This is a genomic window from Pedobacter sp. HDW13, from assembly GCF_011303555.1.
Lineage (GTDB): Bacteria > Bacteroidota > Bacteroidia > Sphingobacteriales > Sphingobacteriaceae > Pedobacter.
On sequence record NZ_CP049868.1, the window covers coordinates 6,163,553 to 6,180,530 of the forward strand.

Genomic DNA, 16,978 nt, shown 5'->3' on the forward strand with positions numbered 1-16,978 from the left:
CAGTCGAAATCCGTTTTTTCAGATTAAAATTTAGGGTATTACTTTATAATTTTAATCCTCCTTCCTTCTATCTTAAATTTAAACTTATCTGTTGATTCTAATATTTTTAATGTTTCCTGCAGGTTGTTGTGTTTAGAAAAAGAACCACCAAAATAAATGCCGTCGAAATTGCCAACATATTCGATTTCTACATCGTACCAACGGGCTAATTTCTGCATAGCTTCTTTAATGCCCTCGTTGTTGAACATAAAGAAACCGTTTTTCCAGGCAATGTACTCTTCTACATCAACCTTGTTAATTTCGAAATCTGAACCATGAAAAATGGCTTGTTGACCTGGCTTTAATACTCCGGTAGCCAATGGGCTAAAGTTTTTAACGGCTACACCACCTTCTACCAGTGTAGTTTTAATTTCGGGCTCATCGGCATAAGCACTCACGTTAAAGTGAGTTCCCAATACGCTGATTTCCTGTTTGGCGGTGGTTAGTTTAAAGGGTTTATTTTTGTTTTTGGCTACTTCAAAATAACCTTCACCGGTTAACGTTACCGTACGGTATTTACCGGTAAAAGCAGTAGGATATTTTAACGATGACAAAGCATTTAACCAAACTTTGGTTCCATCGGGTAGCGTAACCTGATATTGACCGCCGGCTGGGGTACTGATGGTATTGTAACCTGTTGCCTGCTTACCCGTTTTAGTTTCAACTATGGTATAAACCAGCTGACCATCGGCCGTTTTGGTAATTTTAATACCCTCCTGATTGGCAACTGTACCGTTAACGGCCTCGTCTAAATTAATTTTAGTGCCGTTTGCTAAGGTTAAAAAGGCTTTATTACCACCGGGTTTAATTAGAGCAGCCACTTTATTGGTGTTTTTATCAGAAAACCGCTCACTTAACCAATACCCGCCGAAGCCCAACACCGCAACTATTGATGCCGCAACTGCCCAACGGTAAAAATTCAGGCGAGGTTTTGTCTGCTCTTGTGTATTAATCTGCAGGTTAATGTTATTCAGAATCTTTTCGCCTATTAAGCTATGCTCAGCTTCATCAAATTGCGCTTCATGCTGTAATTTATTTTGCGCCAATTGTTCATTGTACCACGATTCGAGCTCGAGGCGTTCTTCTCCACTGGCAGTACCGGCTATATATTTTTCTGTTAAACGTGTTAATGCTGCTTTTTTCAATTTGCTGTGGTTTGGGTGTATGTACCTAAAACGAGGGGTATCCCCAAAAGAAATTTAATTATTTTATAAGAAGCTATTTAACAGCGCTTTATTTTTAGTGGGTTTTCTGAAAAATAACCATATAAGTCATAGAAGGAAATATAAGTTTATGTTTTAGAGGGTTATTTTGGTGTCTTTCTGGTTGCGGACAATATATTACCACGTTAGACACCTGAGTTCACCTGAGGTATTTTGTACGATATATTATTAGAAGCTGGTTAAAAAGGAATAAAAAATTCACAAATCTAATTTCAGAAAATTAACCATATAAGTCATAGTAAGGAAATATAAGCTTAGGTTTTAGAGGGTTATTTTGGTATCTTTTGGTTACGGACAATACATTACAACCTTAGACACGTAAGTTCACCTGAGGTATTTTATACGATATACTATTAGAAGCTGGTTAAAAAGGAATAAAAAATTCACAGGTCTATCAGGTGGGTGGGGACACCCACCTCTAGCGAAAGATGGTAAATTTCAAAAACAGCTGTCTTAAATACGCTTAAATGTCTTATATGGTGAAAACAACTTAGGCATAAGCATTAAGATTCCCACTTTCGTGGGAATGACGATCCAGAAAGTTTAAATGTCTTAAATGGTAAAATAAAATGTTAATAGATTTAAAGCTTATTTACCCCAGATACCGCTCAGCAACAATACCGTCCAAAATAAAAACTCGCCCATATCGGTACGCAGGCGGCGCAGTGCAATGGTAATCTGGTTTTCGACGGTTTTAGGTGAGATGTTTAAACGTGCGGCTATTTCTTTAACACTGAGGTGCTCTTTCCGGCTCAGGATAAAAATTTCTTTACATTTTTGCGGCAGCTGTTCAATGCTTTCATCTAAACGTTGTGTTATTTCCTTTTCGGCAAAAGCATTTTCTGCATTATGGGCACTCACCAGCAAATCGGTATCGTGCAGTAAATCGGTGCGTAGTTTCCCATCCCTTATGGCTTTAAACACCTGAAAACGGACAGCAGTAAACAAATAATTGTTTAGGTTATCAACCAAAGTGTACTCGCGTTTTAACCACAGACTTACAAATATTTCCTGAACAATATCTTCTGATGCTTCCTTATTGCGTAAAATATGATAGGCTGATAAATATAGCTTGCTCCAGTACCTGCTGTAAATTTTCTCGAACGCAGTCCGGTCGTTGCTTTGCATATCGCTCACAAGCAAACTATCAGGCCATAGTTCCAGGTTATCGGGTTTCATTTTTTATAAGGAATAGCTTTTACAATGCTAAGCAAAAAATTTAAGGGTTCAATTTATATATTTTTTATCACTATTGTCTGACTAAAAAGACTTCAAACCTTCGCACATGCAAAATTCGGTATTAAAAGCCACAGATTTGCAGATTTGGTGTAATCTCTAATCAGAAATATCCTTTAGTGTGCTATTTTAACATTCTAATTTGCTCTATTAAACGTACTCCTGAATCAGTTGTATCGGCTTTAACGCCTTGCGCATGCAGAAATACCTGCTGGCACCATTTTATAATTGCATCTTTAGGGTATTGTTTTACCTGTTGATTTAGCCAGGCCCTGGCTTCTTGTTTTTGTCCAAGTTTTTCCATGGCCCAGGCGGTTAACAATTGGTTTGCAGCGGTAAAATTGCTCACTGTATTTTCTATCTTCGGTTTAAAGCCGGTAACCTGCTGCAAGGCGGTTTGTGCAGCCTGTTGGTTGCCCATTTTCTGATAACACAGGTAATCCATCCAGTTTTCCAAACGTTCGTCTATATTTTCGGCATAAGGCCTGCCTACGCCTAAATTTTGAGGCCATTTTTTAGCATCACTAATCAGGCTTAGTGCCTGTTTGTAATGTTTAAGTTTTATTTCATTAATGGCCTGCATCAGTTTCGCCTCCCGGTATAATTCGCGACCAATAGTAGCGCCTTCGAAAGGCAGGATCTGAATCTGATCGAGCAGTTGGGCACAATCGGCGTAACGCTTATTCAGTAATAAAGCTTTGGCATACAGCATCCCCATGATATAGTTTTCAGTATGCGCCTGGTAAAAAGGTTCGATTGTTTTTAAAGCCTCGCTGTTTTGATTATGGCTAAGGTAATATTCGCCCAACAGTTTGGTATAACGCCAGTCTGCCTGATCTAAACTTTGAGCTCTTTTAAGATCAGTCAGTTCTGAAGCATCGATATGCATGGCAGCACGTGCGGCATAAAACGGAGCAAAATCGGGTGTATTGCCACAGGCTTTAAACAATTCTTTGCTTGCAGTTAACTGGTTTCGGTTTTGGTATAAAAGTGCCAGGTAATATTTGGGTTTCCAGCTGTTAAGCTGTTTATTCGCCCAAAGCAATATGGCCTCATCTTCTGAGCGGAAAGGAAAAACAAAAGCTGCAGAAGCCTGATCGGCTTTGGCTAAAGCGGAAGCAAAAGACTGTCCTTTTTTATTTTGCAAAAATGCCAGCCAAAAATTTACCAAAGCATTATCGGGTGCCAGTTGAAGTGCTTGTTCGCTTTCGTCGAAACGGCCCATCTGATAATAATTAACAGCCAATTCAAGATAGCTTTCGGTAGGTTGCTCATTGCGGATAGCAGCTGTAAAACGGCTCTTATTTTCTGCCGATGGCTGGATCAGGTACTTTTCAAAACGGGCGAAATCGTTAAGCGGATCGAAAACCAAAATGGTATCCAAAACTGCTTTGGCATCATTGATTTTATTTTGATGGCGGTAAGCGATTGCCTGCACCTGTAATGCTCCTATTTCGTAGCGGTTAAAGTCGATGGCTTTAGTGGCATAATTTAAGGCTTTGTCCCAGTTTTTTTCGGCCAAATATAACTTACTCAGTTCGCGGTAAGCCGGACTTCTGAATGCCATGGTTAAACTGGCCAGATCAAAACCATCCTTCGCATCGGTAGTGTTTCCGAGTTGATTATTAACAATGCCATAATAATAATTCGCCGCCCCATCATGCGTATCAACACTCAAAGCTGTTTTTGCAAATACTAAGGCTTCTCTATAGCGCATATTGCGGTACATCAGTTCGGTCATTTGAACCAATGCGGGCACAAAACCTGGCGTTTTACCTAAAGCAGCGCTTAATTTCTCTTCGGCCTTTGCATACATTTTCTGATCCATAAAGGCTTTGCCCTGCAGGTATAATCCATAGCCCGAGTTCCAGTCAAAATCTTTGGACGAATCGAGCGGACGGCTTAGTACATCTGCATCAGGTTTAGAGTCGTACTGCAATTTATCGCCCCCAGTGTAACCCATAAATTGTTAACCGGGCCAACCAGCTTTACAGAATCGGCAAAAGTTTGCAGAGGTTTTAATTTTACCTGTTTCGTGTACAACACCTTTTCGCCTTGTTTTACCGCAAGGGTATCGGTTAGTGTTTGCACCGGATTTAAATAAATTTTTAACCAGCCTTTTTCATATTTCACGTTCAGGGCCGCATATTGGTTGGCTTTTACAAAACCTTTTGTTTTTAATACCGGATACCAGTATTCGGTCCAGGTATCGGCTGCGCCGGGTGTAAAACTTTTGTGTTTAAAGGGCGTAAAAGTGCTTTTTTCGGCTGTTTGATTAAACAACCTGCCCGATTGGATTTCGGAGTACTGCCCGTCGGTATCCGTCAGCAGTTTTTCCCAAATCATACCCTGATCGGCAAGGCCCCAGATCCAGATCTTTTTTCCGGCTTTATCATCATGACTGCCGTAACGGGCCATACCAAAATCATCATCATGCCAGTAGGCACCAAAAAAATCGGTGTATTTACCAAAAACATGGTACGATTTGTAGCCGCCAAAATTATTCTGTTCGTAAAAAGAAATATCCTTACCATTCTCTTTATTAATTGGCCAGTCGCTGTGCTCGCCCTCATGGCCAAGGTAATGTGTACCGGGATAAATGTACTGCAGGTTTCCTTTTACTTTTATTCCTGCATTCATCCAGTGGTAATAAGGTTGATTTAAAGGTGTGGCATTATACCAGAACGATTTGGTTGTAAAGTAAGCACGGTCTTTCGGAAGATTGATTTCCATTGTCCAATTGGTTCGGGTTAACAAATCGAGTACACCAATTACACAACTTACACTGCCATCGCTGTTTTTGCGCGTAACATAATCTACCGGTGTTACCGTATTGGGCGTATGCCCCATAATACCATAGTTGGGTTCTATCCCCCGCTTGTCCATGGGCCACGCATGGCAATATCCCTGAACTTTACCACATGGTTATCATAAATAAACGAGCGGCCTGTCGATTTTTCGATAGCCGACCAGATTTTGCCGCCAATTTCGGGCAATATGGTTAGTTTAATATAATCATTTTCGAGTGTTACTACTTTCCATTCTTTTTGTACAGCCTTATCGGTAAATCCATCGTAACGGAAATATGGGTAAATGTGCGTAAAGGCAGGTATGGGGTTTGGATCGGAAAAGGGATAGGTGGTAAATACCTGCTTATCTTCTTTAAAACTGGCATTACTTTGCGCATATGTGCCGATTACAGCAATACAGATCGAAAACGTAAGGAGTAATTTCTTCATTTTGAAAATAGATTTATTGTTTAAAAACAGTACGCTTTGCTGTTCGGTTAAAACCAGTGACGGTAATTTCGTCGGGCTGATTTAGGCCTGTCCACTTAATTGCGAAGCTGTTTTGGCTGGTATTATTTTCAGTAAAATTTGGTTAGATGAGTCCGAAGATAAAAATTTCTGAAGAACCACAAGGAATGGAAATAAATTCGTGTGGATGACATTGCCGGTTTAACCTTTCCGTCTTTATTTTTTTGCAGTTTGTAGGAGCAAATTGTAAAGTAAAATGAGCAGTATTGATTGATTGGCAACCAGATATTATTTGTAAATTTAATTAAGCATCAATTGTCAATTCCTCCATTTTCCGCCAATCGGCGAGTTTAAGTGCCAATCAGCACCAGAATACCAGTCAAGATCGTACCACTAAAGCATCTCAAAATTGGAGGCCAGATACCAATAAAAACGGGGCGTTGCCGAAAAGCCAGATGAGTAGGAATAAATTCTAAACTATTTTATTATGCCCAGATATGTAATTGAACGGGAAATTCCCGGCGCAGGAAAATTAACCGCTCAGGAACTGAAAACCATTTCGAAAGCATCGTGCGGCGTGTTAAGCAAAATGGGGCCACAAATCCAGTGGGTAAACAGCTATGTAACCGACGATAAAATTTACTGTGTTTACAATGCACCAAATGAAGAGATGGTACGAGAGCATGCACATTTAGGTGGATTTCCGGCCAATTCGATTAAAAAAGTTGCTGCTGTTATAGATCCGATTACGGCTGAGTAGTTGATATGATTAGCCCAGGCATTAAGACTCCCGCATGCGCGGGAATGACGATCTCCTTAAAAAGAAAACACGGCAGTAATTTACCTCCTTAGACACCTCAGTGCACCTGAGAAAAGGAAAATAAAAGAGAGTTAATTACCTTTAATAGCCAAGCATTAGGATTCCTGCATGCGCGGGAATGACGATTCCTCCGTTAAAAAGAAAACGGATCGTGGGCGCAGCCTTGCCATCCTTCCAATCGCTAAGTCAACTCTGCCTGGTGTAGCCTGATCTGAATGCGAACAAATTTAGAAGCCGGCATATTCGATTCTTTCACCACATTATTGATAGAAATCAGCACATTGGCTTCGGGAAAATAGGTTACAGCATTACCCTGCGGAACGGCATAGGGAACAACCAGAAAAAGCCGGGCTACCCGCTCAATACCATCATCGAAGTTAAAGAGATCAACTTTATCTTCGGCTTTAAATCCCTGCCTGTCCATATCCTGCTGATTCATAAATACTACCCTCCGCTCATTTTTAATGCCCCGGTAACGATCTTCCAGACCGTAAATGGTGGTATTAAACTGATCGTGTGTTCGGGTGGTGGCCATCAGGTATTCATTTTCGGCCAAAATGTTTAATGGAACACCCGAAAGGGTAAATGCGGCCTTATCTCCTGCTATTCCGGTGATAAACTTTCCATCGCGGGCAGCATTGGGTAAATAAAAACCTCCTTTTTGCCTGATGCGTTCGTTATAATTTTCAAAACCGGGTATACACTTTTCAATTACATCGCGAATTTTATCATAATCATCTGCGTAGGCTTTCCAGTCTACCACCGATCTTTCGCCCAACGTTTCCATGGCCATCCTGCAAACAATATGCGTTTCGTTCAATAACTGATCGGAAACAGGCTTTAGTATTCCTTTTGAAGACTGCACAATCCCCATCGAGCTTTCTGTACTGATAAACTGAGCTACCCCGTTAATCATATCAATATCGCTGCGCGAGAGTGTAGGCAGAATCAATGCTTCTTCTCCGTGCACCAAATGACTCCGGTTCAGCTTGGTAGAAACATGTACCGATAGCCTGAGCTTACGCAAAGCCTCGGCTGTAAAAGTGGTGTCGGGCGTAGCCGATAAAAAGTTGCCGCCCATGGCAAAAAGCAATTTAACGTCCTGTTTGTGCATGGCCTTAATGGCACTTACCACATTATAACCGTGGGCTCTGGGTGGTTCGAAACCAAAAACATCCCTGATCCTATCCAGTTGCTGCTGCGTTGGCCTTTCGTTAATGAGCATGGTACGGTTTCCCTGTACGTTGCTGTGTCCCCTTACCGGACATACTCCTGCTCCTGGCTTGCCAATGCTTCCTTTCAGCAGCAGGATGTTTACAATTTCGCGAATCATATCCACACCATTGGGTTGTTGGGTAAGCCCCATGCCCCAGGCAAATATAATCCGTTTTTTATGGGCCAGTATTTCTACTGCTGCTTCAATTTCGGCCACAGATAATCCGGCAGCTGCAGCAAGTTCATCGAGTTGGTAATTTTCAAACTGCGCAAGATAAGCCCCAGCTCCACTGGTTTTCTCATTAATAAATTCATGGTCGAAAACCAGACCGGGTGTAAGCGCTTCTTCGCGTGCCAGCAGCAGGCCTATCGCTTTCAGCAAGGCCATATCGCCATTTATTTTTACAGGCAGGTAAAGATCCGAGTAATGTTCGCCAATGCCCAATATGCCGTTCAGGGCTTGTGGATTACGGAACCCCATCAGCCCGGCCTCTGGCAGCGGGTTAATGGCAATAATTTTTGCACCGTTGTTTTTTCCTTTTTGCAAGGCAGTCATCATACGTGGTGCATTGGTTCCGGGATTATGGCCAATCACCACAATCACCTCTGCCTGATAAAAATCATCGAGTTTTACCGTCCCTTTTCCGATACCAATGGTTGGTAAGAGTGCCGTACCCGAGGTTTCGTGGCACATGTTAGAACAATCGGGCATATTGTTGGTACCAAATTCTTTTGCAAAAAGCTGGTATAGGAATGAGGTTTCATTACTGGTACGTCCGGAGGTGTAAAAAATAGCCTCGTTTGGAGAATCGAGTGCATTTAAATGCGCAGCTATTTTTTTAAAGGCAGCATCCCAGCTAATGGGCTGATAATGTGCGCCTCCTTTTGGTAACAACATGGGCGAAGTAAGCCGTCCCTTTTTCCCTATTTCAAAATCGGTTAACTCTGCCAGGTCTACAACCGAATTTTCGGCAAAGAATGCTTCGGTAACTTTTTTCGAAGTAGCTTCTTCAGCCAGTGCTTTTACGCCGTTTTCGCAATATTCACCAATTGGCGAACGTTCATCATCCGGATCGGGCCATGCACAACTGGGACAATCGAAGCCACCATTCTGGTTCATGCTAAATAAAGCGCGCGTACCGCGAAATGGAATTCCTTCCTCTATCAGGTCGCCGAAAGCAGCCACCACCCCGGGAATTCCCGCAGCCCAGGTTTTGGCCGGCGTATATTTCAGATTCAGTAATTTCTCCGGATTTTCGGGATTGGGCACTACTTTTAGCTTTTTCATTTGTTCTGACTCAAAAGTGGGTTGGGATATTGATCGCGCTGGTCTTCTTCTACATTGTCTAAACAGGTAAAATCTTTCTCGAGCAAAATACTGAGTGCACCTGACGTTCCTTTGTAACCAACCTTATCTGTCGATTTCCATTCGGCGAGCCAGGCTTCCGGAAACCTGAGGTTAATTTCATCACCAATAAAGTTAGCCGAAAGGGCATCATCGGCCGTACAGCTAATGCTATAAATGAGCTTACGGTTACCAAAATCTACGGTTTCAGACAAATTGCTTTGGGCAGAAAGGCCTTCTACTTCGGGGCGCGTTAACCTGTATCTGATAAAATTGCCTTTAATTCGTATTTTCATGTCTGTATTATTTAATGCGCTGGGCGCCTGTATAAATGTTAAAATTTCTGCCCCTAAGGAAACCGATTAGGGTAATATTGCATTCGATGGCCAGCTCAACAGCCAGGCTGGATGGTGCACCAATGGCCGCAATAGTGGCGATGCCTGCCATGGCTGCCTTTTGTACCAATTCAAAGCTTGCCCTGCCGCTAAGCAATAAAATATGCTCCCTAAGCGGTAACAAACCTTCGGTAAAGGCCTTTCCAATCAACTTATCGAGGGCATTATGCCGCCCTACATCTTCTTTTAAATCAAGCAGCTCCCCCGGCTATTAAAAAGGCCGCAGGCATGCAGTCCGCCTGTTGCCGAAAACAAATCTTGCTGACTTTGCATGATAGCGGGCAACTGCAAAAGGATCTCACCATCGATACAGCCCTGGTAAATGGTTGCTGCTGCGAAAGGCTGCCGGGTACGAATGGCTGCAATAGAAGATTTTCCGCAAACACCACAACTGGATGTGGTGTAAAAATTGCGTTCGCTAGCCGATAAATCCGGGATCTCGCCAGATTTTAGTTCCAGTGTTATGATATTCTCACGACCTTCGCCGCATACAAATACTTCCGATTTTTGCAATTCTGCATCGCAGTTTATAATTCCCTCGGTAAACAGGAAACCTTTGGCCAGTTCCTCGTCATTTCCGGGTGTGCGCATGGTTACAGAAATACTGTTTAACACCTGCTGTCCCCCTTTGCTACCTGTAAGCCTGATTTCCAAGGGTTCTTCGATAGCCAGCAGATCGTGATGTTCGTGCCCCACCCCGTCTTGTACCTTTTTAATGGCTACATTTCCGGTATAGGCAGTTTGAGGTGCGCTTTGAAGGGAAACATCAGAAAGTGATTTCATGTTAGCTTAATTTGCGGTAAAAAACTGGCATTAGCTACTGGAAAGCTTTATTTTATGGCTACCATTGCTTTTTACTAAGGTAGATATTCTCCATTGATTTTTCTAAACACCTGGCGGTGTAAGGAGGTTAAAAATAAGGTTTCGTTGTAAATAATTCACCACCTTAGACAGGCTCAGGATGACAACCGTGTTGAGTTGGGAGTGGTGAGTTTGGACTGGCTTAAACTATGGGTTTGGCACTAATGAACCAAAATACTAACCTTAAGCAGGAAATTTTTCCTGTAAACGCGCGATGGTTTCGCTCATCATTTTCTTTAACACTTCGATATCAATATCGGCCAGCTTATTAACGTAAATACAGCCTTTACCCATTTTAAACTTACCTAATTCTTTAAGCAAAGCTTCGTTTACAGGGGTCCCCATGTAAACGTATAGGGAAATGGCTGCTTTCCGTGGCGAAAAACCAACCAGGGGCCAGTCGCCCTCCTGTTTGCTCCGCTCCGATTTGTAATGATAAGTGCCAAAACCAATCATACTGGCGCCCCACATTTTAGCTTCGTAACCTGTATAATCTTCCATAATTTTTAACAGTTCGAAACCATCTTTGCGCCTTTGTTCGGTTTCGGCAAACGTATTGATAAAATCGGTTACACTTGCATCGTTGAGGGTGGTTTTAATAGCAGCCATATACAGTGATTTTTTTTACGAGTATAAACAAAATTATAAGCAATAAGTGGTAATTCAATGACCAATGTTTAATTCCCCCTTTGACTACGCTCAGGGTGACAAGCGCGGTGAGTTGGGAGCGTTGAGTTTGGAGTTGGGACAGGGTTAAACTATGGGTTGGCACTAATGAACAAATGACGAATGAACCAGTGAACCAACTAACAAATTACTTACAATTGAGTATAAAAAATTTGTAGTTTATTATTTAGTTTTGAGATAACCAAACACTTACAGATTTATTTTAGGTCCCCATAAACTAAATTAGCTCAAAATGTCCCACTTCAGTCCCCAACCCTTACTTCCCGTTAGCAGTGCTAGCCGGCACAGTGATCTTGTTCGGATTTCCTGCTCTGCCATAACCAATTTGCCGGCATAAGGAAGCTAACTTTAATTTTTAACGGTTCAATACAAACCAGATCATCCATAGCTGGTTACCGGGATTGAGGCTTAGGCTCTTCATTTTCAATTGCTTTCAAACCTATTCTAAAAAAGAATAAAACATACAACTTATGACTACAGAAAATTACGACGTAATTGTCATCGGTGGTGGGGCTATTGGCCTGGCTACCGCCTACCAGCTAGGTAAACGAAAGGCTAAAACCCTGGTACTCGAGCAGTTTACCTTCGTTAACCAACTTGGAAGCTCAGCAGGCGTATCGCGTCAATTCCGCATTCCCTACCCTGACGAGTACATGGTACAAATGGCTCTAGATGCACAACCCTACTGGGATGAGCTGGAAAGAGAAACGGGCACCTCGCTACTGGATAAGGTAGGCACATTGTGGTTTGGCGACCCGGCAGTACACTCAACCGAAGGTAACATTGCCGAGGCCGAAGAAGCCCTGAAAGCTTTAAACGTTCCGTACACCACTTTAACGGCCAAAGAAATTGAAGAAAAATACTACTTCAAGAACCTGCCCGAAACTTATACAGGACTTTTTCAACCCGATGGCGCGAGCATTAATTTTAAAGCTACTATTGAAACGCTGTTAAGTTTGTGCCAGAAACAGGAAACAGTCGAACTGAAAGAGAACTCTCCTGTACTCAAAATCAATCAGATGGGAAAACTTTTCGAAATTGAAACACCTAACGGCATTTACATTACCGAAAAGCTATCCATTATTCCCGGTCCATACATTAACAGTGTAATTAACCTGCTCGATTTTAAGATCGAAGCTACGTACTGGAATATGTCGTCGGCTTACTTTAAAAAAACCGATCCTACCATACAATACCCTACCTGGTTTGTGTTTCAAAATGCAGATAACCAAAACGGCAACCAGTTTTATGGTTTCCCCTCGGTAGACTGGGATCACCCTGAATATATTCGCGTAGCACCCGATTTCGTAATTACGCCTTTAAATGAACCAAACGAAAGGACTTTAATTCCAAATCAGCAAGAGCTGGGTTATACGGCCGAATGGGTAAAAGATCACATGACAGGCTTAAGCACAGAGCCCGAATATACCTCAACCTGCTTAATTGCGCTGAGTACCATCCCTAACAAAGAACTGTTAATTGATTTTGCACCGAGCTATGTGCCCAATCATAAAAATATTGTGTTATACGCCACAGGTTGGGCCGCAAAGTTTACCCCTTTTCTGGGTAAAATTATGTCTGATCTGGTACTGGACGGATACACCGATTTCGACATTACTCCTTTCCAACTGGGACAAAAATTCTTTAAAGCACTCTAAAACTACCTCATTATGAACAAAAACACACCTTTAAACACGGGCATGCAGCCCGATTTAAAAACTGAAGTCGCCATTATTGGTGCCGGCACATCGGGTTTGTACACAGCTTACCGTTTGGTAACCGATCAAAAATACAATGCCAGCCAGGTTCAGATTTTTGACATGAACGATAAACTGGGCGGCAGACTTGAATCGGTAATTATGCCAGGTATGAATTTCTGGGGCGAGCTTGGTGGTATGCGTTACCTCACTTCGCAGCAAATTGTAACCACTTTAATTGAGGGTTATCCGCTTAGCGAAAAAGATCCGGCCAAACGTACACCTGTACTTAAAGATAAAATGACACCCGTTCCCTTTCCGATGGGCAATCCTTCTGAATTGTTATTCTACCTACGTAAGCAACATTTTAAGCAGGATGCCTGGAATGTGGCGCAACGCTATGGCGAAAAGCTAACTACCCGGTACTACCTCAATGACGATGATTTGGGTTTCAGCTCTGATCAGCTGTTCAATAAAATTATTTACGATGTGCTAATGGCCGATCCATGGGTAGCCAAAACCTATGGCGACAAGATTATTAAAGGTACTGGTATTTATGATTATTCTTTTGAGTTAACAAGTCGCGATTGGGATAACATTAAACCGAAACTGGTGTACAATTTCCCTAACTCACCTTACGATAAACGTTTGGTGAACGATCTGGGTTTCTGGAATTTAATTAAAGATCAGGTTTCGCAAGAGGGTTACGAATTTTTAGCCAATGCAGGCGGTTATTATTCAAATACCATTAACTGGAATTCGGCCGAAGCTTTTCCGTACATGGTTGGAGATTTCTCGGCCGGCACCATTTACAAAACCATCGAAGAGGGTTATGATAGCATTGCATATGCGGTAGCCAATGCCTATACCGATCATGATGGCGCTTGTATATGGGCGAAAAATAAGCTGCTCACTTTTACCAAAACGCATCCGTTCATCCACACGCATAAATACGAGCTTACTTTCTTAAACATCGAAACCAATACCAAATGGAAAGTGTATGCCAACACCCTTGTACTGGCCATGCCCCGGAAATCGCTGGAACTCTTAGATCAGGATAATTTCTTTTTCGATATTAACGAAAATTCGGTACTGAACAACAATATCCGTTCGGTAATTATGGAACCGGCCTTTAAAATATTAATGGGCTTTACTTACCCATGGTGGAAAGACCTTGGCATTGATTCGGGTCACTCGATTACCGATTTACCAATGCGCCAATGCTATTATTTTGGTACCGATCTGCAAACCAATAACTCGATGTTGCTGGGCAGCTATGGCGATATGGAAACGGAAACTTTCTGGAAAGCACTTACCGATGATAAATTGCTTTTCAAAGTAAAACCGGCCAAATCGGCTTCGCTGAAAGAACTGCACCAACTGGATAGTGTGCAGGCTACCAAACTGATGGTTGATGAGTTGATGAGCCAGTTGCGCGAACTGCACGGCGCGCAGGTAACCATTCCCGAGCCTTATGTAACCTATTTCAGAGATTGGACCGACGAGCCTTTTGGCGCAGGCTACCATGCGTGGAAAGCGGGCTACTCGGTTGAAAATGTAATGCCTTATATGCGCAAACCGGTAGCAGATGAGCAGATTCACATTATTGGTGAGGCTTATTCTGATCAGCAAGGCTGGGTTGAGGGTGCTTTCTGTGTAGCCGAGCTGATGTTACAGGATTATTTCGGCCTCAAACGCCCGGTTTGGTTAGATAAGGATTATTATTTGGGTTGGTAATGGAGGGGAATGATCAAGGAGCAATAACCAAGTACCAATAATCAAAAACCAAATACCAATGATCAAAAAACAATAATCAAGTACCAATAATCGAGAAGGTGTTCAGCGTTTGATGTTGAGCGCCTTCTTCTGCTTAACAGCTTTTTTTTTTAATTTCCTTATCCATCTAATTGCTATCCTTTGTCCTACCGATTGATGCGATAACCATCTGATTTGTTTTATAAGTCTGGCAGCCTACAAATAAAAATACAGTAGGCACATAAAATATTTTTTTCTTATTTATATAATTTAATAATGCAAAGCTTATGAAAGCTTTGCATTATTAAATAGGATATGATAAACCTGATGATTAAAAAATATAAAAACCAGGCTTGGTCATGGCTTAAAAATATTTTGTGACAAATTTTCGTGTGCCTAAAAAACTGTCACAAAAATTTTGGGCACAAAAGTGTGTGCAAGATTTAAAAAAAGTAAAAATTGGCCACAATAAAAACGTACACCATGCCGCTTAAAAACTATGGCTTAGTACAAATGAACGAATGACGAATGAACCAACGAGTGAATGAACTAAATAATCAATATCTTAACCAAAATCTAATATTATGATCTCCATACCACGCATTGCCAATTTCAACAACTTATTAAGAGAGAAGGGACTTACCTTAATTTGTGCTGAAAGCATTACCGCAGGCTTATTATCAAGTACTATCGCTTCAGTTTCTGGCGCCTCATCTATATTAAAAGGCAGTATTGTAACTTACGATGCTACGGTAAAAACGAAAGTACTGGGAGTTGATGAACAAATTATAGCAGATCATACAGCCGAATCTGAAGAAACAACTTTTGCCATGTGCGTGGGTTTAAGAAAACTATATCCCGATACCGCTATTGCGGTTGCCGTTACAGGCGTGGCCTCACTACCTACAACCGAATATTTTATAGATAAAGAGGTTGGTCAAATTTATGTTTCTATCTGGTATAAAGCATTTCATCATTTCGAAACGGTAATTAGGGCCAATGAAACTGATGATCAGCGAAATGAAATCCGCGAAAAAGCAGTGGAATTTATTTTAGGAAAAATTGAGGAGATTGTGGGTGTTTAAGGGGCTGGGCAAATTATTCTAACCGCAAAGCACGCAGAGAGGAAGGTGCAGAGGGCGCTAAGTAAGATATAATGAATAATATCAGTACATCTGTGGCTGTTTTAAACCAAATCATAAAGCCAATTCATGATTGATTGATTGATTGATACCATGCTTAATAATCTTAACTTCTCCTATGATAAATAATTAAACCATTAAGCAATTAACTTAAAAGTGATGTGATTAGATAAAGGTATCACTTAAACGACCAGTTACAGCTTCAAGCACTTCGAATGCAGTTTCGGCCATTTTATTGCCTTTGTTATCGAGTAAAGGGTTAACCTCGGCCACTTCTAAACAAGCAACCTTGCCAGAATCGATTATCTGGTTAATAATTTCGATTATCTCGTACTGGTCGAACCCTTTGGCAACGGGTGTACCTGTACCATAAGAAATCAGATCGCAATCCATGCTGTCTACATCAAACGAAATATAAATGAGCTTGCAGGCAGAGAGTTTCGTTAGGGCTTCTTCTACACAGGTAGCCAGGCCACGGTACCGTACTTCTTCTGCCCGGTAATTGCGAATCCCTTCTTGCTGCATTAACCAGTCTTCGGCCTGCTCGGTATCGCGCACTCCGAAATATACCAGATGTTCGGGTTTAAGTTTAGGAGCTGGAGTACCAATGGCTTTCATACGGCCCCAATGAGTTAGGGTTTCGCCGCTTATTTCATTAATGTGCCACGCAGGATTATCGTTAGCCAGGGCAGCAGCAAGTGGCATGCCGTGAATGTTACCCGAAGGCGAAGTGTAGGGCGAATGCAGATCGGCATGTGCATCGATCCATACCACCCCCAGGGTTTGATCGGGGTAAGCAGCTTTTATACCACTTATAGTGCCTAGGGCAGAAGAATGATCGCCTGAAAACACGAGTGGAAAATGGCCATGGGTCAGGGTTTGTGCTACTGTTTCGGCCAGTCGCGTGCATTGCTGCAACACCTGACCAATACGTTTGGCAAAGGCATTACGGTCTTTATCGTAAATAGATTCGTTGTGGGTTTCTACATCAACAAAAGGAAAGCTGTTAAAATAATCGCTACCCTTGTTAATGGCTGCAATTTCGATGGCATCGATCCCCATATCCGAACCGCGTGTGCCGGCACCAATGTCTGACCGGTTTTTAACGAGTTTAATGGTACGTGCTTCGGGGTTAATCAACTTGTTCTCCATTTATGAATATCTGGTTATGGCTGCAAAGTAAGTAAAATGAGTTGGAAAGCGAAGTGAGAATTGGAAGTTAAAATAAGACAGTTGCTTTTTTATTTTAAGTGCAATTTTAACCGTAAAGCACACAGAGAAAAAGCGCCGAGGCACCAAAGCGTAT

11 protein-coding genes and 2 pseudogenes are annotated in these 16,978 nt (G+C 41.9%); 4 read left to right on the top strand and 9 right to left on the bottom strand.

Annotated features, from left to right (window positions below):
- Positions 1–38 precede the first annotated feature (38 nt).
- The 4 genes and pseudogenes from G7074_RS25520 to G7074_RS25535 form a co-directional block, all read right to left on the bottom strand.
- Positions 39–1,184 (bottom strand): FecR family protein, encoded by a 1,146-nt coding sequence (locus G7074_RS25520; RefSeq protein WP_124559768.1) that lies wholly within the window; start codon positions 1,182–1,184, stop codon positions 39–41.
- 666 nt (positions 1,185–1,850) lie between these two features.
- Positions 1,851–2,441 carry an RNA polymerase sigma-70 factor gene (locus tag G7074_RS25525; RefSeq protein ID WP_166212052.1) on the bottom strand — a complete coding sequence of 197 codons (591 nt, stop codon included), beginning with the start codon at positions 2,439–2,441 and terminating at the stop codon, positions 1,851–1,853.
- A 181-nt stretch (positions 2,442–2,622) separates the two neighbouring features.
- On the bottom strand, positions 2,623–4,461 hold the full coding sequence (locus G7074_RS25530) for a hypothetical protein (protein ID WP_166212055.1): 1,839 nt from the start codon (positions 4,459–4,461) through the stop codon (positions 2,623–2,625).
- A pseudogene (locus tag G7074_RS25535) lies at positions 4,401–5,737 on the bottom strand (DUF5107 domain-containing protein). Before G7074_RS25535 ends, G7074_RS25530 begins: the two are co-directional and overlap by 61 nt.
- 505 nt (positions 5,738–6,242) lie before the next feature.
- Here G7074_RS25535 and G7074_RS25545 point away from each other — a divergent pair.
- The gene (locus G7074_RS25545) at positions 6,243–6,515 is read left to right on the top strand and encodes a DUF4242 domain-containing protein (RefSeq protein ID WP_124559765.1); all 273 of its coding nucleotides are present in this window, start codon (positions 6,243–6,245) and stop codon (positions 6,513–6,515) included.
- Positions 6,516–6,756: 241 nt separating this feature from the next.
- On the opposite strand, the gene G7074_RS25550 is transcribed toward G7074_RS25545, so the two are convergent.
- The 4 genes and pseudogenes from G7074_RS25550 to G7074_RS25565 form a co-directional block, all read right to left on the bottom strand.
- On the bottom strand, positions 6,757–9,078 hold the full coding sequence (locus G7074_RS25550) for an FdhF/YdeP family oxidoreductase (protein ID WP_166212064.1): 2,322 nt from the start codon (positions 9,076–9,078) through the stop codon (positions 6,757–6,759).
- Positions 9,075–9,431: a hypothetical protein gene (locus G7074_RS25555; protein WP_166212067.1), complete on the bottom strand. Its 357-nt coding sequence runs from the start codon at positions 9,429–9,431 to the stop codon at positions 9,075–9,077. The genes G7074_RS25550 and G7074_RS25555 overlap by 4 nt, the downstream gene beginning before the upstream one ends.
- Positions 9,432–9,438: 7 nt before the next feature.
- A pseudogene (fdhD, locus tag G7074_RS25560) lies at positions 9,439–10,313 on the bottom strand (formate dehydrogenase accessory sulfurtransferase FdhD).
- Positions 10,314–10,574: 261 nt separating this feature from the next.
- Positions 10,575–11,000, bottom strand: coding sequence for a DUF1801 domain-containing protein (locus G7074_RS25565; protein WP_166212069.1), 426 nt, complete (start codon positions 10,998–11,000; stop codon positions 10,575–10,577).
- A 548-nt stretch (positions 11,001–11,548) separates the two neighbouring features.
- On the opposite strand from G7074_RS25565, the gene G7074_RS25570 reads away from it, so the two are divergent.
- From G7074_RS25570 to G7074_RS25580, 3 genes are all read left to right on the top strand, one after another.
- A complete protein-coding gene (locus tag G7074_RS25570; RefSeq protein ID WP_124559760.1) occupies positions 11,549–12,736 on the top strand; it encodes an FAD-dependent oxidoreductase in 1,188 nt (395 codons plus the stop codon).
- Between the two features lie 12 nt (positions 12,737–12,748).
- A complete protein-coding gene (locus tag G7074_RS25575; protein WP_124559759.1) occupies positions 12,749–14,512 on the top strand; it encodes an FAD-dependent oxidoreductase in 1,764 nt (587 codons plus the stop codon).
- A 602-nt stretch (positions 14,513–15,114) separates the two neighbouring features.
- Positions 15,115–15,615 (top strand): CinA family protein, encoded by a 501-nt coding sequence (locus tag G7074_RS25580; RefSeq protein WP_124559758.1) that lies wholly within the window; start codon positions 15,115–15,117, stop codon positions 15,613–15,615.
- A gap of 222 nt (positions 15,616–15,837) precedes the next feature.
- Here G7074_RS25580 and G7074_RS25585 read toward each other — a convergent pair whose 3' ends face one another.
- Complete coding sequence (locus G7074_RS25585) at positions 15,838–16,824, bottom strand: arginase (RefSeq protein ID WP_166212072.1); 987 nt, start codon at positions 16,822–16,824, stop codon at positions 15,838–15,840.
- Positions 16,825–16,978 lie beyond the last annotated feature (154 nt).